Annotated in this window: 17 protein-coding genes; 7 read left to right on the top strand and 10 right to left on the bottom strand. The window is 60.6% G+C overall.

Features of this window, described 5'->3' with window-relative positions:
- Positions 1–53: 53 nt before the first annotated feature.
- Genes C1Y42_RS16865 through C1Y42_RS16875 form a run of 3 tightly spaced genes read right to left on the bottom strand, consistent with a single transcriptional unit; the run spans position 54 to position 2,066 of the window.
- Positions 54–1,361 (bottom strand): 6-phospho-beta-glucosidase, encoded by a 1,308-nt coding sequence (locus C1Y42_RS16865; protein ID WP_021507629.1) that lies wholly within the window; start codon positions 1,359–1,361, stop codon positions 54–56.
- On the bottom strand, positions 1,354–1,698 hold the full coding sequence (locus tag C1Y42_RS16870; protein ID WP_233210731.1) for a PTS lactose/cellobiose transporter subunit IIA: 345 nt from the start codon (positions 1,696–1,698) through the stop codon (positions 1,354–1,356). The genes C1Y42_RS16865 and C1Y42_RS16870 overlap by 8 nt, the downstream gene beginning before the upstream one ends.
- A gap of 59 nt (positions 1,699–1,757) precedes the next feature.
- Complete coding sequence (locus C1Y42_RS16875) at positions 1,758–2,066, bottom strand: PTS sugar transporter subunit IIB (protein WP_058759671.1); 309 nt, start codon at positions 2,064–2,066, stop codon at positions 1,758–1,760.
- A gap of 288 nt (positions 2,067–2,354) precedes the next feature.
- Here C1Y42_RS16875 and C1Y42_RS16880 point away from each other — a divergent pair, with 288 nt between their 5' ends.
- Complete coding sequence (locus C1Y42_RS16880; RefSeq protein ID WP_021507626.1) at positions 2,355–3,299, top strand: MurR/RpiR family transcriptional regulator; 945 nt, start codon at positions 2,355–2,357, stop codon at positions 3,297–3,299.
- A gap of 16 nt (positions 3,300–3,315) precedes the next feature.
- On the opposite strand, the gene C1Y42_RS16885 is transcribed toward C1Y42_RS16880, so the two are convergent.
- Both C1Y42_RS16885 and C1Y42_RS16890 read right to left on the bottom strand, forming a co-directional pair.
- Complete coding sequence (locus C1Y42_RS16885; protein WP_104093982.1) at positions 3,316–4,404, bottom strand: tartrate dehydrogenase; 1,089 nt, start codon at positions 4,402–4,404, stop codon at positions 3,316–3,318.
- Positions 4,405–4,420: 16 nt separating this feature from the next.
- Positions 4,421–5,731, bottom strand: coding sequence for an MFS transporter (locus C1Y42_RS16890; RefSeq protein WP_104093983.1), 1,311 nt, complete (start codon positions 5,729–5,731; stop codon positions 4,421–4,423).
- A 130-nt stretch (positions 5,732–5,861) separates the two neighbouring features.
- Here C1Y42_RS16890 and C1Y42_RS16895 point away from each other — a divergent pair, with 130 nt between their 5' ends.
- The 4 genes from C1Y42_RS16895 to C1Y42_RS16910 all read left to right on the top strand — a co-directional run bounded on the left by C1Y42_RS16895 (position 5,862) and on the right by C1Y42_RS16910 (position 10,022).
- Positions 5,862–6,770, top strand: a complete 909-nt coding sequence (locus C1Y42_RS16895) for a LysR family transcriptional regulator (RefSeq protein ID WP_104093984.1) — start codon at positions 5,862–5,864, stop codon at positions 6,768–6,770.
- A 116-nt stretch (positions 6,771–6,886) separates the two neighbouring features.
- On the top strand, positions 6,887–7,432 hold the full coding sequence (locus tag C1Y42_RS16900; RefSeq protein ID WP_058780409.1) for a helix-turn-helix domain-containing protein: 546 nt from the start codon (positions 6,887–6,889) through the stop codon (positions 7,430–7,432).
- The gene (locus C1Y42_RS16905; RefSeq protein ID WP_104093985.1) at positions 7,429–8,469 is read left to right on the top strand and encodes an HlyD family secretion protein; all 1,041 of its coding nucleotides are present in this window, start codon (positions 7,429–7,431) and stop codon (positions 8,467–8,469) included. The genes C1Y42_RS16900 and C1Y42_RS16905 overlap by 4 nt, the downstream gene beginning before the upstream one ends.
- Positions 8,466–10,022 (top strand): DHA2 family efflux MFS transporter permease subunit, encoded by a 1,557-nt coding sequence (locus C1Y42_RS16910; RefSeq protein ID WP_233210732.1) that lies wholly within the window; start codon positions 8,466–8,468, stop codon positions 10,020–10,022. The genes C1Y42_RS16905 and C1Y42_RS16910 overlap by 4 nt, the downstream gene beginning before the upstream one ends.
- An 18-nt stretch (positions 10,023–10,040) precedes the next feature.
- Here C1Y42_RS16910 and uxuA read toward each other — a convergent pair whose 3' ends face one another.
- The 3 genes from uxuA to C1Y42_RS16925 all read right to left on the bottom strand — a co-directional run bounded on the left by uxuA (position 10,041) and on the right by C1Y42_RS16925 (position 15,193).
- The gene (uxuA, locus tag C1Y42_RS16915; protein ID WP_031279714.1) at positions 10,041–11,105 is read right to left on the bottom strand and encodes a mannonate dehydratase; all 1,065 of its coding nucleotides are present in this window, start codon (positions 11,103–11,105) and stop codon (positions 10,041–10,043) included.
- A 132-nt stretch (positions 11,106–11,237) separates the two neighbouring features.
- A complete protein-coding gene (locus tag C1Y42_RS16920; protein ID WP_104093986.1) occupies positions 11,238–11,942 on the bottom strand; it encodes a response regulator transcription factor in 705 nt (234 codons plus the stop codon).
- Entirely contained in the window at positions 11,942–15,193 is a 3,252-nt protein-coding gene (locus C1Y42_RS16925; RefSeq protein WP_104093987.1) for a transporter substrate-binding domain-containing protein, read from the bottom strand. The genes C1Y42_RS16920 and C1Y42_RS16925 overlap by 1 nt, the downstream gene beginning before the upstream one ends.
- A 370-nt stretch (positions 15,194–15,563) precedes the next feature.
- On the opposite strand from C1Y42_RS16925, the gene C1Y42_RS16930 reads away from it, so the two are divergent.
- A complete protein-coding gene (locus C1Y42_RS16930) occupies positions 15,564–16,526 on the top strand; it encodes a sensor domain-containing diguanylate cyclase (RefSeq protein ID WP_058774851.1) in 963 nt (320 codons plus the stop codon).
- A 27-nt stretch (positions 16,527–16,553) separates the two neighbouring features.
- Here C1Y42_RS16930 and C1Y42_RS16935 read toward each other — a convergent pair whose 3' ends face one another.
- Positions 16,554–18,422 carry an amidohydrolase gene (locus C1Y42_RS16935; protein WP_058774850.1) on the bottom strand — a complete coding sequence of 623 codons (1,869 nt, stop codon included), beginning with the start codon at positions 18,420–18,422 and terminating at the stop codon, positions 16,554–16,556.
- 162 nt (positions 18,423–18,584) lie between these two features.
- On the opposite strand from C1Y42_RS16935, the gene C1Y42_RS16940 reads away from it, so the two are divergent.
- Complete coding sequence (locus C1Y42_RS16940) at positions 18,585–19,493, top strand: LysR family transcriptional regulator (RefSeq protein WP_021507614.1); 909 nt, start codon at positions 18,585–18,587, stop codon at positions 19,491–19,493.
- Here the strand turns inward: C1Y42_RS16940 and C1Y42_RS16945 are convergent, their stop codons facing one another.
- On the bottom strand, positions 19,494–21,083 hold the full coding sequence (locus tag C1Y42_RS16945) for an MFS transporter (protein WP_058774849.1): 1,590 nt from the start codon (positions 21,081–21,083) through the stop codon (positions 19,494–19,496).
- Between the last annotated feature and the right edge of the window lie 78 nt (positions 21,084–21,161).

Raw genomic sequence — 21,161 nt, forward strand, 5'->3', positions numbered from 1 at the left:
ATTGCGCGATGAAGCGCGCCGCGACGGCCTGGGTGCGGTTTGCGACAGGGATATCACGCAAACTGCGGCAGCCACGGTTGATTCAGCGTCAGCACTTCGTCCAGCAGCGCTTCGGCGCTGGCGACATCGCCGACCAGCGGATTGCCGACCAGCGCCAGCAGCGCGGCACCGCGATCGCCGTGCACCGCCGCGTCGATGGTTAATCGCTCGAAGGCTTTGATCTGCTGCGTCAGCCCGTGCATCAGCGGTGGCAGCGCGCCAAACACCAGCGGGTGCGCGCCCTGCGCATCGACCACACAGTTCACTTCCACCACTGCGTCGTCCGGCAGACCGTGAATCGCCCCACGGTTCTGGCAGTTCACCACCAGATTTTGCCCGCTATTGTTATGGATGGCGCTGATGAGCTCAACGGCCACTTCGGAGTAATATGCGCCGCCGCGAAAACTCAGCTGCTCCGGCTTGTGCGCCAGCTGCGGATCGGCATACAGCGCGAACAGCTCGGCTTCCACTTTCATCACCTGTTCGGCGCGCGTTCCGGCCTGGCCGTGCTGCGCTTTCTCCTGCTCTTCGGCCAGCATCTGCGGTGTTTGCCAGTAGTAGCGGTGATAAGGGCAGGGAATCGCCTGCAGCGCGCGCAGAAACGCCGGCGACCACGGCATCTCTTTGATGTTATTCATGGTCAGCGCCTGGCCTTCGCACAGCTGTTCGATCACCCCGGCGGTCACGTCCTCGCCGCGGCACAGCACCTGATGCACCCACACCAGATGATTCAGCCCGGCAAAGCGCAGCGCCACCTCGTCAAACGGCGCCTGTAACATGCCGGCGATCATATGGTGCATATTCACCGGCACGTTACACAGGCCGATGATCTTCGCGTTGCTGTAGCGCGCCACGGCTTCGGTGACGATGCCCGCTGGATTGGTGAAATTGATGATGAAGGCATCGGGTGCCAGCTGTTCCACTTTGCGCGCAATCTCCAGCATCACCGGAATGGTGCGCAGCGCTTTGGCGAAGCCGCCGACGCCGGTGGTTTCCTGGCCGAGACGACCATACTTCAGGCCCAGCCGTTCATCGGCGGCGCGTGCTGCCAGCTGGCCGACGCGCAGCTGTGTCAGCACAAAGCGCGCACCGCGAATCGCCTCATCCAGCGCGAAATGCACGCTGACCTTAACCTGCTCCAGCCCGTTCTTTTGCAGCATACGGCGCGTGAGATCGGCGATGATCTGTACCTTTTCGCGTCCTGCCGCCACATCCACCAGCGCCAGTTCGGTTACCGGCAGCTGCGCATAACGGTTGATGATTCCCTCCACCAGCTCCGGCGAATAGCTGCTGCCGCCGCCAATGATTGCTATCTTAAGCATCGTTTTCTCCTGCCGTGGTACGGCGATAGAGTTCAATGATTTCGCCCGCTAAATCCTGAATCAGCATGGCGTTCATCAGGTGATCCTGGGCATGAACCAGAATCAGGGTAACCGGCAGCCGGCCGCTGCCTTCGTCCAGGCTAATTAGTGCCGTCTGCTGCTGGTGCGCGCTGCTCACGTTTTCCCGCGCGATCGCCAGCTGCTGCTGTGCCGCATCAAACTGCCCGGCACGCGCCAGCTGCAGCGCGCTCAGTGCGGCGCTGCGCGCGGCCCCGGCCTGCACCAGCAGCAGCATGATCTCCTCTTCCGGAACCACCATTACGTCATCTTCAGGCATGCAGAATCTCCCACAGCGCAGCGCCGTGTGTTGTCAGTCGGATTAGGGGAAACGGAAAATCAGGAAGCGTGCAGTGCCAGCGCTTTATCCAGCACCTGTTCGCCGCGCATCATGCCGTAATCCATCATGTCGATCACGGCGACCGCCTTGCCCTGCGGGGCGGCGATGGCGGTGAGACGGGCAGCTTCAAACTGCACCTGCGGGCCGAGCAGCACCACGTCTGCGTCCGGCAGGATACGTTCGAAATCGGCCACCGGGACGGCCTGAATGTTGATCGCCAGCCCGCGCGCTTGTGCGGCGTGCTGCATTTTATTCACCAGCATGCTGGTAGACATGCCGGCGGCACAGCAAAGAACAATGCGCATAATTTATCCTCCTGTGAATTGACTCCGGCATTTAAGACCTGTCGCAGTCGCACTGTAAATACCCTGCGGCCAGATGATTTTGTGATGAAAGTTATTTAAAGTATTATTTATCAATAGATTAATCATTAAACTGCCATGAAAATAATTTTCATTGGTGTGATCGGCACGATGATTTTCTGTTGCGAGTGCTTTAATTCCAGGAAAATTCAGTGCGCTCAGCTGAAAAAAATCTCACCATGAAAAATATTTTCATGCATCATGAGAGTTCGTTACTGAGGATGTGATGAGCTAATGGATATTGTCTGGCAACTGCAGCAGCAGTCGGCGCGTTTTGATGCGCAGGAATCAAAGCTGGCGCGATTTATTCTGGATAACCTGCACGCCAGCGCGCAGGCCACTATGGAGAGTCTGGCGACGCAGGCGGGTGTCAGCCCGGCTGTACTCCAGCGCTTTGCTGCCTCGGCGGGCTACCGCGATCTGGATGATTTTCTGCACCAGGTGCGCCAGGCCGGCCAGCAGGAAAGTGCGTTTATGACGGTGATTCGTCAGCGGCAGGCTTCGCTCAGCCAGCAGGAGCAGCGGGTGGCGCGCGCCATCCTGCGTGACGCCGCGTTTGCGGCCTCGGCCACCATTGAACAACTGGCCAGCCGGGCGGAAGTCAGTGCGGCGACCATTACCCGCTTTGCCCGTTCGGTCGGCTGCGACGATATTCGCGATCTGCGTATGCGGCTGGCACGCGCCAGCGCCGAGCCAGCCAGCGCCAGCCACGGTGCGGTGCCGCAGCTGGTGAGTCTGCATCAGGCGCTGACCCAGCAGTGGCAGCTGCTGGATGACAGCCGCTGGCAGCAGGCGGCGCAGGCGCTGCGTCAGGCACGCAGCGTGTTGCTGATCGGTGCCGCCGGCCAGCACACGCCGCTGGTGGCGGAAGTGCAGCAGCGGTTGAGTGAAGCCGGGCTGGCGCTGGCGTGGATCCAGGACGACAACCTGCTGCGTCTGACGCTCAGCCGTTTGCAGCCGGACGATCTGCTGCTGATCCTCGCGCCGGACACCATCAACAGCAGCGTGCTCAGCGCGGTGCATCACGCTCACATCCAGCAGACCCCAGTGATGGCGCTGTGCCCGGCGGCGCTGGATCTCGCCAGCCAGGCCAACTACTGGCTGCCGCTGCCGGATGCAGCACCGGCGCGGCGCTATGGCATCCTGCTGGCGCTGGACCGGCTGGCGGCGGCGCTGTAACACCCCGGCTTTCGACTCAGGCGGTTGCCGCCACCTGAGATTTGGCTTCAATAAACTGCACCAGCGCGCGCGTCACGTCAGCTGTGGTGGCGCTGCCGCCGATGTCCGGCGTCAGAATGCCCGCCGCACACACGTGCTCAATGCCCTGCATTATCAGCGCGGCCGCGTTGCGTTCGCCCAGATGCTCCAGCATCTGCACCGCCGTCCAGAAGGTGGCGATCGGGTTAGCGATGCCTTTGCCGGTGATATCAAACGCCGAGCCGTGAATCGGTTCGAACATCGACGGAAAACGCCGCTCCGGATCGATATTGGCAGTCGGCGCGACGCCGAGACTGCCGGCCAGCGCGCCGGCGAGGTCGGAAAGAATATCCGCATGCAGGTTGGTGGCGACAATGGTGTCCAGCGATTGCGGGTGGAGCGTCATGCGGTGCGTCATGGCATCCACCAGCATCTTGTCCCACTGCACATCCGGAAACTCTTGCGCCACTTCCGCCGCAATTTCATCCCACATCACCATGCCGTGCCGCTGGGCATTGGATTTGGTCACCACCGTCAGCAGTTTGCGCGGCCGCGACTGCGCCAGTTTAAAGGCGTAGCGCATGATGCGCGTCACGCCGACGCGGGTGAAAATCGCCACTTCAGTGCCCACCTCTTCTGGCAGGCCGCGGTGCGCACGGCCGCCGTTGCCGGAGTATTCCCCTTCCGAGTTCTCGCGCACGATTACCCAGTCAAGATCGCCCGGTCCACGGTTGCGCAGCGGCGAGGTCACGCCCGGCAGAATTTTGGTAGGCCGCACGTTGGCGTACTGATCGAAGCCCTGACAAATCGGCAGGCGCAGCCCCCACAGCGTGATGTGATCCGGCACGTCCGGCGCGCCCACCGCGCCAAAGTAGATGGCATCAAACTGCTTCAGCGTCTGCAGGCCATCTTCCGGCATCATCACGCCGTGCTGTTTGTAGTAATCCGAGCCCCAGTCAAAGGTCTGCACGTCAAACTTTAGCTGTTCATCGTGCTGCGTCAGCGCCTGCAGCACCTCAACGCCAGCCGAAATCACTTCCGGGCCAATACCGTCTGCCGGAATCGCGGCAATTTTGTAGTTACGCATCGTGTTCTCCAGTCAATTAATGGGTATGAGGATGAGGCAGATCGGCGCTTTGCGGTTTTGGCGTCTGCGCGGCGAGAATCAGCACGATGAGCGCGGACAACGCCAGCAGCGCGGCGACGAAATAGAGTCCCCAGGTGTAGCTGCCGGTTTGCTGGCGGATCACGCCAATCATCATCGGGCCGACAAAACCGCCGAGGTTGCCGATGGAATTAATGGTGGCGATGCCGGCGGCTGCGGCCGGCCCGCTGAGAAACAGCGTCGGCATGCTCCACAGCGGCGGTTTGGAGGCGCTGATGCCGACCGTGACCAGCGTCAGCGCAATAATCACCGCCAGCAGCGTGCTGACGTTACCGGCATAAACCAGCCCGGCGGCAGCCAGTAAACAGGCGCCAATGACGTGCCAGCTGCGCTCGCCGCGACGATCGGAGTGACGTGCCCACAGGATCATGCCAATCACGCCGATCACCGCCGGGAAAGCGTTGAGGAAGCCGATTTCCAGCGAGGAGGCGCCGAAGCTGCGGATGATTTGCGGTGACCAGATCCCCAGCGTGTACAGCCCGGCCGACGTGCCGAAGTACACCAGCGCCAGGGCCAGTACGCGCTTGTCCGCCAGCCCGCGCCAGGCGCTGCTGTGGCCGTGCTGCGTCGACCGGGCCTGCTCTTCGGCCTGCATGGTCTCCTGCAGCCAGCGCCGCTCTTCTGCGTTCAGCCATTTAGCCTGCGCCGGACGGTCGGTGAGGAAAAACAGCACCACGATGCCCAGCAGCAACGCCGGAATCGCTTCTAACACGAACATCCACTGCCAGCCGGCGTAGCCCAGCAGACCGTGCATCTCCAGCAGCGCGGCAGAGACCGGCGAGCCGAGCGCGGTAGAGAGCGGGGCGGCAGCCATGAAGATGGCGGTAACCTTCGCGCGCTTCGCCGCCGGGAACCAGTAGCTGAGGTAGAGAATGATGCCGGGGAAGAAACCGGCTTCCGCCACGCCGAGCAGAAAGCGCAGGAGGTAAAAGCTGGTGGTGCCCTGCACCAGCGCCATGCAGCCGGAGACCAATCCCCAGCTGATCATCACGCGGGCGATCCAGATGCGTGCGCCCACTTTGTGCAAAATTAAATTCGACGGGACTTCAAACAGAAAATAGCCGAGGAAAAAGATCCCGGCGCCAAAACCAAATACCGTGGGCGAGAAACCTAAATCCTGATTCATGGTTAACGCGGCAAAACCAATATTAACGCGATCGAGAAACGCGATGAAATAGAGCAGCATGATGAAGGGCACAATGCGCAACGTCACTTTACGCATCACCCTTTTTTCGAGGTGAGAGTTCATATTAAAGTGCTCCAGATTGTGTAGGGTAGTATTATTTTCTGGTTGTCGAATGCAGTATGCAGGTTTGTATTGCGCGATCATCAGGCGTGGATTATATAAACTATTTGAATAATCGTGCGGTGAGGGAAATGTGGATATAAATCAATTGCGTTGTTTTGTCGCGGTGGGTAAAGAACTGCATTTCGGCCGGGCGGCACAAAGTATGGAAATGATGCCTGCATCACTTTCCCGCTTTATTCGTCTGCTGGAAGAGGATCTCGGCGTGCGCCTGTTAAACCGCTCAACGCGCAATGTTTCATTAACCGCCGAGGGAGCCCTGTTTTTTGACGAAGCGGGAAAACTGATCGATCAGTTTGATGCGCTGGCGCTGCGTTTTAAAGGCGGATTAAAAGATGAACGCCGGACATTACGCATTGGCGCTATCGACAGCGCCGCGCGCGGTTTAGTTCCTGCACTGCTGAATTTATTTGTGCCGCGTCATCCGCTGAGCGATATCCATATTATCGAAGATAAAACCCTTAACCTGATTCCTAAATTAAAATCCGGCTGGCTGGATATGATTATTATCCGCGCGCCGCAGCGCATGGATGCGTCACTGGCGCTGCGTTTTATTACCCGCGAAAGTTGCGTGCTGGCAGTGCCGCTGACGCATCCGCTGGCGGATAAAGCGCAGGTGACGGTGGCGGATTTTCAGCATGAAGCCATGATCATTCCGGACCGCCGCACCCGGCCGCACAGCCACGATCTCACCATCAGCCTGTTTAAGCAGGCCGGCCTAACGCCGCATATCGCGCAATATGCCGAAGAGAAGCAAACCATTCTCAGCCTGGTATCCGCCGGCCTCGGTCTGGCGGTGGTGCCAGCCTCTTATCGCACCATGAACAGCGACAGCGTGCGCTATATCGCGCTGACGTTACCTGAGCAGATCAAAGGCTTGCCGCTGAGTATTGTGTGGCAGAAGGGCAACGAAGATCCGCTGTTGCGTGAAATGCTGCGTCTGCTGCATGACCACCGGCAGGAATTGATCGACAGGCTGTGAGGCTGCGCCGAAACGCGCTGACGATCTGTTTATTACTTTCATTCTGCAAGTGACTTGCAAAATGAAAGTTACCCTGCCACAGTATCCCGCATCGACTTCACATCGGGAACTGGCCCATGAAAAACCAACCTCTGTGTAATATGCCGTGCCCTATCGCACGCAGCCTTGGACGCGTCGGTGATGGCTGGAGCATGCTGATCATGCGCGATGCGCTGGCCGGCTTTACCCGCTTTGATGAATTTCAGAAAAGCAGCGGCGTGGCGCCCAATATTCTGTCGCGCCGGCTGAAAGAGCTGGTGGAGGATGGATTGCTGGAAAAGGTGTGTTACAGCGACGCTCCGGCACGCTACGAGTACCAGCTCACTGCGGCGGGCCGCGATTTTCGCACGGTAATACTGGCGCTGGCCGAGTGGGGTAGCACCCACTTCTCACCGGAAGGGCGGCAGATGCAGCTGGTTGAAAGCGCCACTCAGCGCCCGGTGACGCCGCAAATGGTCGACAGCGCCACCGGCCAGCCGCTCTCCAGTGACAAATACCAGATGGTGCCTGGCCCGGCGGCCAGCCCGATGATGCACTACCGCCAGCAGTATCTGGCGAGAAAGCGCGCAGGCGATACGGCGCAAAAATTCGCCCCGCAGACGGTGGCCGGGAACGAACCATGAGCCTGACGCGGAAAAAAACGGCACTGCTGCTGATGCTGGCCTGCGGCGGCGTGGCGCTGGCCGGCTATGGCTATTACTGGTGGCACAGCGCGCGCTTTATGCCTTCGACCGATGATGCTTACGTCGGCGCGGATATCAGTGCGATTTCGGCCAAAGTGTCCGGCTATGTCCAGACGCTTGCGGTGCAGGATAATGCGGCGGTTAAAAAGGGCGACCTGCTGGTGCAGCTGGATAACCGCGACTATCGGGCGGCGGTTGACCGTGCGGCGGGCGAAGTCGCCGCGCAGCAGGCGGCGCTGCAGGATATCGCCGCCACGCGCCAGCTCCAGCTGGCCACCATCGACGGCGCGCGTGCTGCGCTGCTGGCGGCGCAGGCGGTGACGCAGAAAACCACCGCCGACCAGCGCCGCTATGACGCGCTGGTGAGCAGCGCTGCGGTGTCGCAGCAGATTCGCGATCATGCGCAGGCCGATTACCATCAGGCGCTGGCGCAGGAGGGCAAAATCCGTGCCGATCGCGCGGTCGCCGAACGTCAGCTGCAGGTGCTGGATGCACGCGAGCAGCAGACGCACGCCGCGCTGGCGCAGGCACAGGCCGACCAGGCACTGGCACAGCTCAATCTGGAATACACCGCTATCCGCGCGCCGTTTGATGGCGTAATTGGCAATCGCCGCGCCTGGGCCGGTTCGTATGTCAGCAGCGGCACGCAGCTGCTGTCGCTGGTGCCGGCGCAGGGGCTGTGGATTGACGCCAACTTTAAAGAGAGCCAGCTGGCACACATGCGGCCAGGCCAGACGGCAACAATTGTCGCGGACGTGCTGCCGGGCCGCACCTTCAGCGGGCATGTCGCCAGCCTGTCGCCTGCGACCGGTTCGCGCTTCAGCATTCTGCCGGCGGAAAACGCCACCGGTAACTTCACCAAAATTGTCCAGCGCGTGCCGGTGCGCATTTCGCTGGACGGCGATGCGGCCACACTCGGGCTGTTGCGTCCGGGACTGTCGGTGACCGTGACCGTCGATGAGCGCAGCGCGCAATGAGCCGCGTGGTCGCCGCGCCGATCGCGCCCGCGCAGATGCCGGTCAGCCGGAAAGTCTTCGCCTTTGCCACCCTGTGCATCGGCATGTTTATCGCGCTGCTGGATATCCAGATTGTCTCAGCTTCGCTGCGCGACATTGGCGGTGGCCTGTCGGCGGGCGATGATGAAACCGTGTGGGTGCAGACCAGCTACCTGATCGCCGAAATCATTATTATCCCGCTCTCCGGCTGGCTGGCCAGCGTGCTTTCTACGCGCTGGCTGTTCGCCGCTTCGGCCTGCGGCTTTACGCTGATGAGCCTGCTGTGCGGCTGGGCGTGGAACATTCAGAGCATGATCGCGTTCCGTGCGCTGCAGGGGCTGGCGGGCGGCTCAATGATCCCGCTGGTGTTCACTACCGCCTTCGCCTTTTTCCAGGGCCGGCAGCGGGTGATTGCCGCCGCGACCGTCGGCGCGCTGGCATCGCTGGCGCCGACGCTCGGCCCGACCGTTGGCGGCTGGATCACCGATAACTTCAGCTGGCACTGGCTGTTTTTCATCAACATCATTCCCGGTATTTACATCACCATTGCGGTTCCGCTGCTGGTGAACATCGACGCGCCCAACCGCGAACTGCTGCGCGGCGCGGATTATCTCAGCATCGTGCTGCTGGCGCTGTCGCTCGGCTGTCTGGAATATACGCTGGAAGAGGGGCCGCGCTGGGGCTGGTTTGATGATGACACCATTGCCACCACCGGCTGGATTGCGCTGGCGGCGGGCGTGTTGTTTGTGATCCGCACGCTGCGGCATGCCAAACCGATCGTCGATTTACGCGCGCTCAGGGACCGCGACTTTAGCCTCGGCTGCTACTTCTCGTTTATGGCGGGCGTGGGGATCTTTGCCACCATTTACCTTACGCCACTGTTTCTCAGCCAGGTGCGCGGCTTCAGCGCACTGGAGACTGGACTGGCGATCTTCTCCACCGGGGTGTTTCAGATTCTGTCGATCCCGCTGTATGCCTGGCTGGCGAACCGCGTCGATCTGCGTATTTTGCTGGCGGCGGGGCTGATCTGTTGTGCGCTGTCGATGCATTTCTTCGTGCCGATTACCCATGACTGGGGGGCGAAGGAGCTGCTGTTTCCGCAGGCATTTCGCGGTATGGCGCAGCAGTTTGCCGTGGCACCGACGGTAACGCTGACGCTGGGCAGCTTGCCACCGGCACGCCTGAAGCTCGCGTCTGGCCTGTTTAATCTGATGCGCAACCTTGGCGGCGCGATTGGCATTGCCCTGTGCGGTACGGTGCTCAACGACCGCACCAACCTGCACTTTAGCCGGCTGGCGGATCATCTCAACAGCGCCAGCCTGACGCTGGGTGATTTTCTGCAGGGGCGCGCTCAGGCGCTGATGACCAGCGGCCTGAGCCCGGATGCCGCGCATACGGCCGCGCTGCAGTCGCTGGCGGCGCTGACGCTGCGTGAAGCGCGCACCCAGGCCTTTTCCGACGCTTTCTGGCTGATCATGACAGGCTTTTTCGTTGCGGCGCTGCTGGTACCGTTACTGAAAAAGCCGCAAGGGTGAGCGCCAGATCGTAGCCCATTAACGTTTACTCAGCGCTTCCCACAGGCCCAGCAGATAAGTGGTGCCCAGCGCGCGGTCGTACAAACCGTAGCCTGGGCGTCCGGTTTCACCCCAGATAAAGCGGCCGTGATCCGAACGGATATAGCCGTCAAAGCCGTTGTCATACATCGACTGCAGCACTTTATACATATCCAGCGAGCCATATTCCGTCGGATGCGCGCACTCGTAGAAATCTTTATCGCGGATGATCTTGATGTTGCGCACGTGGGCAAACGGGATGCGCTTGCGGCGCGAGAATTCGGCCAGAATGGCATAGACATCGTTCTGCGGATCCTCGGCAATCGATCCGGTGCACAGCGTGATGCCGTTGGCTTCAGAATCGACGACGTTACAGATCCAGTCGAGATCGTCGCGGTTCTTCACCACGCGCGGCAGACCGAAGATCGAATACGGCGGATCGTCCGGGTGGATCGCCATCTTCACGCCCACCTCTTCGCACACCGGGATCACCGCTTTGAGGAAATAGGCGAGGTTTTCGCGCAGCTTCGCGTCATCTACGTCCTGATATTTGGCAAACAGCTCCTGAACTTTTGCCAGCCGTTCCGGCTCCCAGCCCGGCAGCGCGAAGCCGTTAGCACTGCCCAGCACCTCTTTCACCACTTCGTCGAGGCTTTTATCAATGCCCTGCTTCTCGAAGGCCATGGTGATGGAGCCATCCGGCAGCACATAATTCATATCCGTCTTCATCCAGTCAAACACCGGCATGAAGTTGTAGCAGATCACTTTTACCCCGGCGGCCGCCAGGTTGCGGATGCTTTGCTGATAATTAGCGATGTAGCGATCGCGGCTCGGCAGGCCGATCTTGATGTCGTCGTGAATATTAACGCTCTCAATCACTTCGACCGTCAGTCCGGCTGCGTGCACCTGATCGACCAGCGCCTGGATCTTCTCCTGCGGCCAGGTTTCGCCCACCGGCACATCGTAAAGCGCGCCCACCACGCCGCGTACGCCCGGCACCTGGCGAATATATTCCAGCGAAACCTTGTCTTCCTTCGGCCCAAACCACCGCATTGTCAGCTGCATTATGTCATCCACCGTCATCGTGTCTGTATGATAAGCGTTAAACTACCATACTAGAATTCACAGAGGCAGCATTACGCAGCGACTAAGTCTTGATCCGCGTCACAGAACTGGGTTTATCCGCGCTGCGGCTTATCACTGCGCCGTCACCAGCTGGTTGAAGTATTGCTTGTACTTGAACAGTTCCAGGTCCGAACGCAGCCCCAGTTTGCGCAGCGCGGTTTGCTTCTGACCGCTGATGGTTTTGCGGCTGCGCGCGTATTTACCGGCGATCTGCGTAATGCTCAACCCATCCAGATAGCAGCGAATCACCTCGATCTCGCGCGGACTCAGCTCGCGCAGCATCAGGGTAATGTCGTCGCCCGCCTGGCGCGGCGTCAGGTAGTCGTGCATTTCACGGTCGCTCTCCTGGAATTTATCCAGCTCCAGCATCATGTCCGGCGTCAGGAAACGCTTGCCGCGACAGATCTGATGAATGGCGTCGATTAGCACCTCCTGATCGTGGCTTTTGCCGACAAATCCCTGCACGCCGGCTTTCAGCAATAGCTGAACAATTGCCGGCTTCTCCACCGCGGACGACACCAGAATCTTCAGCTGCGGGTAGTGCAGGCGCAGCTGTTTTACCATTTGCAGCCCATCGAGCTGGTCTTCACCCAGCATGTAATCCAGCACCAGGATATCGATCGGCTGGCGCTGCAGGAAGGTCATCAGCTGCTGGCGCTGGGCAAAGGCCCCGGCCAGATCGAGCTGCGGCTCCTGCGCTAAACGGTACTGCATGGCTTTACCGATCAGCGGATGATCGTCCAGCACGGCAATCTGCCAGATTGCGCTCTCTTTCATTACATCACCTCTTCAGGAATGGGCGTTTCCAGGGCACGCAGGAACAGCGCATCCAGCTCGGCCACCGCCCCGGCGACCTCCGGCAGCAGCTGTTGTAATAGCGCACCATCTTCATGCTCCGCCGCCTGTTCGGCGGCGCGGCAGCGATGTTGCAGCGCGTCGGCGCGCAGCATCCGGGCACTGCCGAGTAGCTGATGCGCGGCGTGACGCGCCGAAGCAAAATTGTTCGCAGCCACCGCCTGCGTCAGCTGGGCGAGATCGTAGCTGTTCTGCTGGCGCGCGGTGGTCACCAGGTCGCGCCACGCCTGCGGGTTGTTTGCCGCCAGATTTTCCAGCGTCAGCAGGGTATCGTCACGCGTCGGGTTCATCGGTGCGCCGGTGATCACCTGCAGCAGCTGCGCGCGCTCCAGCGGTTTAAACAGACAACCGTTCATGCCGGCGTCCTGCGCCAGCTGCGCCACACGCTCCTCCGCCATCGCCGTCAGGCCGTAAACCGGTACCGCGCGTCGCACCAGGCGCTTCTCTTCAGCGCGCAGCTGGCGGGTGAATTCGAAGCCGTCCATCTCCGGCATGTTGCAGTCGGTAATCACGCGGTCCGGCTGATTTTCGCGCCACAGCGCCAGTGCCGCTGCACCGCCGTCCGCCACCAGCACATGGTGCCCGGCGTAGCGCAGCTGCTGGGCCAGCAGCAGACGGTTGGTGGCGTTGTCATCGACAATCAGAATGCGCAGTGCAGCCTGTTTTGCTGGCTCCACCGGCTGTGGCAGGGCGGGCTGCTCATGTTCAATGCTCGCCGCTTCCGCGCGGAAGCGCAGCATAAATACGCTGCCGTCACCCGGTTCACTCTCGACGTGCAGCTCGGTGCCGAGCATCACCGCCAGCCGGCGGCAGATATTCAGGCCTAACCCGGTGCCGCTGGCGCGGTTGCTGCCCTGATCGACCTGGATAAACGGTTCGAAGATCGCCTGCTGCTGCTCTGCCGTCAGGCCAACCCCGCTGTCGCTCACCTCCAGCACATACTCCGGCCGCGTGCTCTCTGCCTGATACAGCGCCACTTCCACTTCGCCGTGCGAGGTAAACTTGATGGCGTTGCTCACCAGATTGGAGAGAATTTGCTTCAGCGCCACCGGGTCAAACAGCACCTGGTCCTGCTCCAGCTCCAGCACGATATTCAGCTCAAGGCCTTTATTCAGCGCCACCTGGCGGAACAGCGCTTCGCAATCCCGCACCACTTCACTGAGCGACATCGGCTGCAGCTGCACGCTGAAATGCCCGGATTCGATTTTGGCCAGGTCGAGAATATCGCCCACCAGCGACAGCAGCGATCGCGACGACTCCCAGGCAACATCAATGTTCTTCTGCCGCTGCTGTTCATTACTCTGGCCGAGATGCTCGATTTCCAGCAGGCCAATCAGCGCCGCCAGCGGCGTGCGGATTTCATGACTCATGTGCGACAGGAAGGTGCTTTTCGCTTCGCTGGCGCGCACCGCAACTTCGTTGGCTTTACGCAGGTCGGCCATCAGCGCTTCGATATGCGCCAGCTGCTCGCTGATTTCACGCTCGTGCTCGCGTTGTTTTGCCAGCGAGGCTTTCAGCAGATGGTTGCGCCACAGGAAAAACAGCAGACCCAGCCCGGCCACAGCGACGATGCGCAGTATGTAGCTGCGATAGCTTTGCCACGAAGTGCTGGTGGCGGGGGGCGTGTATTTGATCCAGCGCTCCATCAGCGACTGCATGGTCGGCTGCGGAATATCGGACAGCGCTTTGTTGAGGATCGACAGCAGCACCTGATCCTGGCCATTGACCGCCATCGCCATACGGAACATCGGCAGCGGCGCGACAAAGGCCACTTTGAAGCTGTCACTGAAATGGTTGTTGAGCAGGAACAGCGACGACTCGTACGGCACGATAAAGCCATCCAGCTGCTTATCCAGCAACTGACCGAGTGAATCGATCGACACGCCGTTTTCGACAAAGTTGATGCCCGGCCAGCGTTCGCGTAAATCGTAGCGATAATAGGCGCGCTCATAGATGCCGATGCGCTTGCCCGCCATCTCATCAAAGCTTTTCCAGGTACTGTCTTTGCGCGTGACGACCACCCACGACGAGTAAATGTACGAACGGCTGTAGCGGATTTTGTCGTCCTGCTGCGCAGTGGCATCGCTGACGGCGATAATCGCATCGCGCTGGCGGTTGAGCGTATCGCGCATGTTGCTCAACCCCTGAATCGGGTTATAGCGGAAGCGAATGCCGGTGCGCTGTGAAATCATTTTCAGCAGGTCCACGCTCAGGCCGACCACGCGCTGCCGGTTATCAACGAAGGTAAACGGCGTGTGCGAGGGATCGTAGTTGACGGTGATTTCCCGGTGCTCTGCCAGCCACGCCGCCTCTTGTTCGCTCAGATCGAGGGGATAATTTTTCACCACCGACTGATAATCCAGGCTCCAGGCTTCGGCAATCTGTACCGCGTTGCGCAGCGGAATGTTTTTCAGGATTTCATTAATGGCGTTGATCAGCGGCAGATTGGCGTGGTTGCTGGCAAAGCGCGCGTCGACATCGTTGGTGTACGGCGTGCTGTGCGCTTCAATCACGTTCTGCAGGCCGCGATGCGAAAGAAAGCGCTGAGTGGCGCTGTTGCTCCAGAACAGGGTGTTTTCGCTGAACGCGGTGTCGGTGTAGGCCCACAGCGGCGGCGCGGCCGGCGCCAGCGTGGCGCGCGGATAGCGCTTGTGCAGCAGTGCTTTGAGTTCCGCATCACCGTAATAGAGCAGACGATAGCGGCTATTTTTCAGTTCACTGTCGAAGGTCGCGTTACGTTTGCTGATTAATACGCTGCGCGCCAGTGAATACGGCAGGCTTAGCGCCAGCTGCGTATCCTGATTGGCGGCCAGCGTGTAGTAAGGAATCAGATCGACCTCACCGTCGTTGAGCGCATCCACCAGCTCCAGCCGGGTTTTATACACCTTGATTTTCACCGGCAGATTTAACGCCTTCGCCACAATGGCCAGATAATCGGCCGAGAGTCCTTCGTAGGTATTGGCTTCAAACGACACGGAATAGGGCGGCAGCGGATTGTTCCACACGCCGACGCGCAGCACTGCGTGCTGTTTCAGCCACTGCTGGCTCTGCGGCGACAGCGTGACTTCCGGTGCTACCAGACCATAGCGCGGCGAGAAATTTAACGTGGTTGCACCCCAGGCAGACAGGCAAAAGCCCAGTAACAGAAGAAGGCTGAGGATGCGTTTACTCACGGATGATTTCACTCGCTGGACCGGTTGCGCGCGCCGCCACCATGACTGCGCTTCTTCTCTGACGGCACGTTGCGCGTCAGGCATCCTTCAACAGCGACTTAATACAAGTGGACTTAAATCGCGCTTAAGAAATTTCTTAAAAACAGGAGAGAAAATTCCTGGTGAAAGCCAGGTTTCGCCGGCGCGCCGAAGCGAAGCGCGCTGCTATTTTTAGTAAGTGTAAGTTTTGTTTGCTGAAATTACCGCGTTGCTTCGCCATTCCTGCTGAACCCGGCGCAATTTTCCGACGCTAATCGCCTTTTCATTTGTTTTATTTACAGAATCTATCGTGCAGGCAAAATAGCCCTTATTTTCTCTCCAGCGATCAACCATGTCCGAAGAAGCGCTGCGCCAGCAGATTCAGAACCTGAAAAAGCACAATGCGCGCCTCAAGCGCCTGGCGCACGACGCGCGTAATAAGCTGAACGCGGCGCTGGACGGCACCGGCTTGTGCCTGTGGCAGCTGGATATTCCCAGCGGCAAGCTGGTGATTTTTAACCGGCGCTGGGGCGCGATGCTCGGCTTTCAGGCGAAAGAGACCAAAGCGCGCTTTGATGCCTGGCGCGAGTGCCTGCATCCGGAAGATGCCGATGAGGTGCTGCGCGCCTTTTACGATCATATTGAAGGGCGCGCGCCCTATTACGAGGCGCTGCACCGTATGATCGGCAAGAACGGCAAAATCACCTGGGTGCTGGATCGCGGCCGCGTCAGCGAGTGGGACGAGCAGGGTAATCCGCTCAAAGTGACCGGCACCCATATCGATATGACCAAAGAGAAGAATTACGAAGCCCAGCTCTCCCTGCTGGCGCATCACGACCCGTTAACCGCGTTGCCCAACCGCCACGCGCTGCAGGCGCATTTCCGTCAGCTGCAACGCGCCGGGCCGCTGTGCGTGGCGTTTATCGACCTCGACAACTTCAAGCACGTTAATGACACGCTCGGCCATCGCAGCGGTGACGAGGTGCTGATTCAGCTCAGCCAGCGCATCCGCGATTTGCTGCCGTCAGAGGCCATCGTCGGGCGGCTTGGCGGCGATGAGTTCGTGCTGCTGCTGCCGTTTTTGATTGACTACCCGAAGGTGCGCATTCTGGCGCAGGCGGTGCTGGATGCGGCGCTGACGCCGTTTGACGTCGACAATGGTCATGCGCGGATTGGTGCTTCGATCGGTATCGCCCCGGTACACCGGCGCGACAGCTTCGACGACGCGCTGACCCGGGCAGATGGCGCGATGTACCAGATTAAAAAGAACGGTAAGCAGGGCTTTGGCCTGGCAGGCAATATATCGATGGGGTGAGGGCCAGCGCCCGCACCCCTTGATCACTTAAAACGCAAAACAGGAACAGCCCAGCGCACCCCAGAACGCGTTATTGTCTGACACCGGCACCGATGACTGGCGCGCCACATCATGAGCGTGGCTGTGCACGCCACAGGGGCCGCTGCACTGGTGTACCTGCGGCATCCGCGCGGCGCGGCCGCTGGTCTGCGGCGGAGCGCTGCGGTAGTGACCGGGCACGGTAACCACTGGCGACCACTCCGGCAACACCGGCACCGGCGGCGGTGCCAGCGGCGTGAAGCTGCCAGCGGCATACACCACATTGCCATCCACCAGCGTCAGCACCGATTCGATGCCTTTGATCTCCTCTTCCGGCACGCTGAAGAAATCTTTCGACAGCAGCACCAGATCCGCCAGCTGGCCGACTTTGATCTCACCTTTGGCGCTCTGCTCGCTGGAGAACCAGGCACTGCCTTTGGTCCACAGCATCAGCGCGGTTTCACGGTCGATGCGGGCGTTGTCATCGTACAGCTGCATCCCGCCGACGGTACGGCCTGAAACCAGCCAGTACAGTGCGGTCCACGGGTTATAGCTGGCGACGCGGGTGGCATCGGTACCGAGGCCGACCGGCACGCCGGCCTCCAGCATGCGCGCCACCGGCGGCGTCTGCTTCGCGGCCTCTTTACCGTAGCGATCGACAAAGTATTCCCCCTGGAAAGCCATGCGATGCTGCACCGCCAGCCCGCCGCCGAGCGCTTTTACCCGCTCAATATTGGCTTCAGTGATGGTTTCCGCATGGTCAAAGAACCAGTGCAGGCCATTGAACGGAATGTCGCGATTCACCTTCTCAAACACATCCAGCATGCGGCTGATCGATTCGTTATAGGTGGCGTGCAGGCGGAATGGCCAGCGATGCTCCACCAGGTGGCGCACCACGCGCTCCAGCTCATCTTCCATGCCGGGTGCCAGATCCGGGCGCGGTTCGAGGAAATCTTCGAAGTCCGCCGCCGAAAACACCAGCATTTCACCGGCACCGTTGTGGCGCAGGAAATTGGTGCCCTGGCCCGGCTTCAGCATATCGGTCCACTTCTCAAAGTCTTCCAGCTCGTGGCCGGGACGCTGGGTGAACAGGTTATAGGCGATGCGTACCGTCAGCTGCTTTTTCGCGTGCAGTTCGGCGATCACGTCGTAATCGTCCGGGTAATTCTGGAAGCCGCCGCCGGCGTCAATGGCGCTGGTCAGACCGAGGCGGTTCAGTTCACGCATAAACTGACGCGTCGAGTTAACCTGCTGTTCCAGCGGCAGTTTGGGCCCTTTCGCCAGCGTGGCGTACAGCAGCATGGCATTAGGACGGGCGATCAGCATGCCGGTCGGATTGCCATTGCTGTCGCGCTGGATTTCGCCGCCCGGCGGGTTGGGGGTCTCTTTGGTATAGCCCACCACTTTCAGCGCGGCGCGATTGAGCAGCGCGCGGTCATACAGATGCAGAATGAAGACCGGCGTATCGGGCGCGGCGGCGTTGATTTCGTCCAGCGTCGGCATGCGGCGCTCAGCAAACTGGAACTCGCTCCAGCCCCCGACCACGCGCACCCACTGCGGTGACGGCGTACGCAGTGCCTGATCGCGCAGCATACGCAGCGCATCGGCCAGCGACGGCACGCCTTCCCAGCGCAGCTCAAGGTTGTAGTTGAGGCCACCGCGAATCAGATGCAGGTGGGAATCGTTCAGGCCGGGAATGCCGGTGTGCCCTTTAGCGTCGATGATTTGCGTGTCGCTGCCGGCAAAGCGCATGACGTCCGCTTCGCTACCTACGGCGAGGAACTTGCCGTCTTTGATGGCTACGGCGGTGGCCAGCGGGTTTGCGCGGTCGACGGTGTGAAACTTACCGTTGGTAAAAATCAGGGATGCGGTCGTCATTCTGTTCTCTCCGTTAAATTAAGCGTAGCGGCCCTCAGCCACCGTGTTAATGCGCGGTTAAAAATGCTTGCGCCGATGAGGAAAAAAATACGAAATGACAGCAGTTATTGATAACGGATTGTTTTTACGTTGTCGTTCAACTTTTTTTACGGAGGGTAGGGAATGCGTTTAAATCTGGAGGCGCTGCTGATTCTGGATGCGCTCGATCGTCATGGCACCTTTGCCGCTGCGGCCGCGCGACTGTTCAAAACCGCGTCGGCGTTGAGCTATACCGTGCAGAAGATGGAGAGCGATTTAAAAATCACGCTGCTCGATCGCTCCGGCCATCGCGCCACATTCACGCCGACCGGCCGTCTGATGCTGGAAAAAGGGCGGACGCTGCTGCGTGCGGTGAACGAGCTGGAGCAGCAGGCGCGCTACGTGGAGAGCGGCTGGGAGAGTCTGCTGACCATCAGCGTGGATGCTTCGCTGCCGTTCAGCATCCTCACGCCGCTGATTGACGAATTTTATCAGCAGCACCCGCACACCCAGCTGCAGTTCCGTCAGGACGTGCTGGCCGGCTGCTGGGAAGCGCTGCACTACGGCGAAGCGGACATTGTCTTTGGCGCGGTTCAGGAACCCGCCACGCGCAAAGAGATTGTCTGCCAGCCGCTGGGCTGGCTGGAGTATGTGTTCGCTGTCGCTCCTGACCATCCGCTGGCGGCGGAGCCGGAACCGCTGCTGCGCGAACAGATTCGCCAGTATCGCGCGGTCACGGTGCATGATTCATCCCGCCACGGTGCCGGGATGGATTTACGCGTGCTGGATGAGCAGAAGACGCTGAGCGTGCATGATTTCCCGGCCAAACTGCAGGCGCATCTCGCCGGGCTCGGCTGTGGTTATCTGCCGCTTTATCTGGCGCGCCCGCACCTGGCGAGCGGTGCGCTGGTGGCGCGCCAGCTGGATAGCGAGTGCCGGCGCGATATCGCCTATCTGGCGTGGAATGAGAGCGCCTGCGGCAACGCGGCTATCTGGTGGCGCGAGCGCCTGCCGACGCTGCCCGGCCTGAGTGACATCTACGCGCCAGCCTGATCACAGCGCAATATGATGGCTGACCTGCGGGGGTTCATCACCCTGATGGAACTGCAGTACCGCCTGCTGTAACTCAGCATCGGCGCGCGAGACGCGCTGGTGCTGACGCAAATGCTCCTGCCATGACTCCACCATAAACCACTCCAGCAGCGCTCCGGCATCGTCGGTCTGCTCCATTAATCCCCACGCATAGGCACCGTCACGGCGTCGCGCCTGCGCCAGTTTGTGCATGGCGTGCTGGAAAGCGGCGCGATCGGCCTGGGGAACACGGTAGCGAATCTGGATCAGTACGGCGCCACGGCGGATATCCACCGCATCGCTTACCACTGGTTCAGCCCAGTGCTTCGCCGGCTGCAGATCCGCTTCGCCCGCCGGCAGCGCCAGCCGTTTTGCCAGCAGCGCCGTGATGAGCAGCGCCGCGCCGGCCAGCATCAGCGTTGACGCCAGACCCATGTGCTGGGCGATCAGACCCCAGGCCAGACTGCCACCCGCCAGCGTGCCGTTGAACACCATCAGATAGACCGCCAGCCCGCGACCGCGCACCCAGTCGGGCAGCACCGCCTGCGCCACGCCGTTGAGGGTCGTCAGCGCGATGATCCAGCCGGTGCCCAGGACCAGCATCAGCAGCAGCGCCAGCCACTGCGGCGGACTGAGCGCCAGCGCCACCATGACCAGCGCGCTGAGCACGGCGGAGAGCAGCATCAGTCCATCATGGCTCAGCCGGGCACGCAGGCGCGGCAGCAGCAGCGCGCCGGCAATAGCACCGGCACCGACGGCCCCGAGCAGCAAGCCGTAAAAGCCTGCGGTGCCGTGCAGCATGGTGCGCGCCACCAGCGGCAGCAGCGCCCAGATGGCACTGGCAAAGGCAAAATACAGCGCGGCACGCAACAGTACGCGGTGCAGTTCGCGACTGGCCTTCACATAGCGCAGCCCGGCGCGGAAAGCGCCAAAGAAGTGCTCATTCAGCGCGGTAGCGGCTTTCGCCGGACGTTTCCACCACAGCAGCGCGGCGATGACGAAAAAATAACTGGCGACATCGGCACCGTAAGCGGCCATAGCACCTAAACTTGCCAGCAGCAGGCCGCCGGTAGCCGGTCCAATCGCCCGGGCGATATTGATGCCCAGCGAGTTGAGCGCGACGGCATTTTTCAGCTCATGGCGGGGCACCAGCTCCGGCACGATGGCCTGCCATGCCGGACCGAACAGCGCCGCGCCGACGCCGCCGACAAAGGTCAGGCCGATCAGCCATTCAACGGTGAGCCAGTGATTGTGCGACAGCAGCAGTAGCGTGCCGCTGACGCTGGCCATCAGCAGCTGCACCACAATCAGCAGGCGGCGGCGGTCAACAATATCTGACAGCACGCCTGCCGGCAGCGCCAGCAGAAACACTGGCAGGGTGGCGGCGGTTTGCATCAGCGCGACGGCGGTTGGGTTATCCGACAGTCCGGTAATCAGCCAGGCGCTGGCGACGTCACGGATAAAGCTACCGGTATTGCCGAGCACCGAAGCGGTCCAGATCACGGCGAAAAGCCCGTAGGCGAAAGGGGAAAACGCGCCGCTGCGCGCTGTTTGTGGATTTGGCTGGTTCATCAGGCTGTTCCTGTCAGTGTGCGATGAGAGCACGATACGAAGCTCGCCCGTCAGGAGATAGCGGAAAAAATCGGCCAA

The sequence above is a fragment of the Pantoea sp. ICBG 985 genome (assembly GCF_002928365.1).
GTDB classification, from domain to species: Bacteria; Pseudomonadota; Gammaproteobacteria; order Enterobacterales; family Enterobacteriaceae; genus Pantoea; species Pantoea dispersa.

Excerpts from the sequence above, each read along its gene's own strand:
- C1Y42_RS16890 (WP_104093983.1), bottom strand. The coding sequence starts at position 5,731 with ATGAACTCTCACCTCGAAAAAAGGGTGATGCGTAAAGTGACGTTGCGC.
- C1Y42_RS16920 (WP_104093986.1), bottom strand. The coding sequence starts at position 11,942 with ATGAAAGAGAGCGCAATCTGGCAGATTGCCGTGCTGGACGATCATCCG.
- uxuA (WP_031279714.1), bottom strand. The coding sequence starts at position 11,105 with ATGCAGCTGACAATGCGGTGGTTTGGGCCGAAGGAAGACAAGGTTTCG.
- C1Y42_RS16880 (WP_021507626.1), top strand. The coding sequence starts at position 2,355 with ATGGATATTGTCTGGCAACTGCAGCAGCAGTCGGCGCGTTTTGATGCG.
- C1Y42_RS16900 (WP_058780409.1), top strand. The coding sequence starts at position 6,887 with ATGAAAAACCAACCTCTGTGTAATATGCCGTGCCCTATCGCACGCAGC.
- C1Y42_RS16945 (WP_058774849.1), bottom strand. The coding sequence starts at position 21,083 with ATGAACCAGCCAAATCCACAAACAGCGCGCAGCGGCGCGTTTTCCCCT.
- C1Y42_RS16865 (WP_021507629.1), bottom strand. The coding sequence starts at position 1,361 with ATGCTTAAGATAGCAATCATTGGCGGCGGCAGCAGCTATTCGCCGGAG.
- C1Y42_RS16930 (WP_058774851.1), top strand. The coding sequence starts at position 15,564 with ATGTCCGAAGAAGCGCTGCGCCAGCAGATTCAGAACCTGAAAAAGCAC.
- C1Y42_RS16870 (WP_233210731.1), bottom strand. The coding sequence starts at position 1,698 with ATGCCTGAAGATGACGTAATGGTGGTTCCGGAAGAGGAGATCATGCTG.
- C1Y42_RS16905 (WP_104093985.1), top strand. The coding sequence starts at position 7,429 with ATGAGCCTGACGCGGAAAAAAACGGCACTGCTGCTGATGCTGGCCTGC.
- C1Y42_RS16935 (WP_058774850.1), bottom strand. The coding sequence starts at position 18,422 with ATGACGACCGCATCCCTGATTTTTACCAACGGTAAGTTTCACACCGTC.
- C1Y42_RS16940 (WP_021507614.1), top strand. The coding sequence starts at position 18,585 with ATGCGTTTAAATCTGGAGGCGCTGCTGATTCTGGATGCGCTCGATCGT.
- C1Y42_RS16885 (WP_104093982.1), bottom strand. The coding sequence starts at position 4,404 with ATGCGTAACTACAAAATTGCCGCGATTCCGGCAGACGGTATTGGCCCG.
- C1Y42_RS16910 (WP_233210732.1), top strand. The coding sequence starts at position 8,466 with ATGAGCCGCGTGGTCGCCGCGCCGATCGCGCCCGCGCAGATGCCGGTC.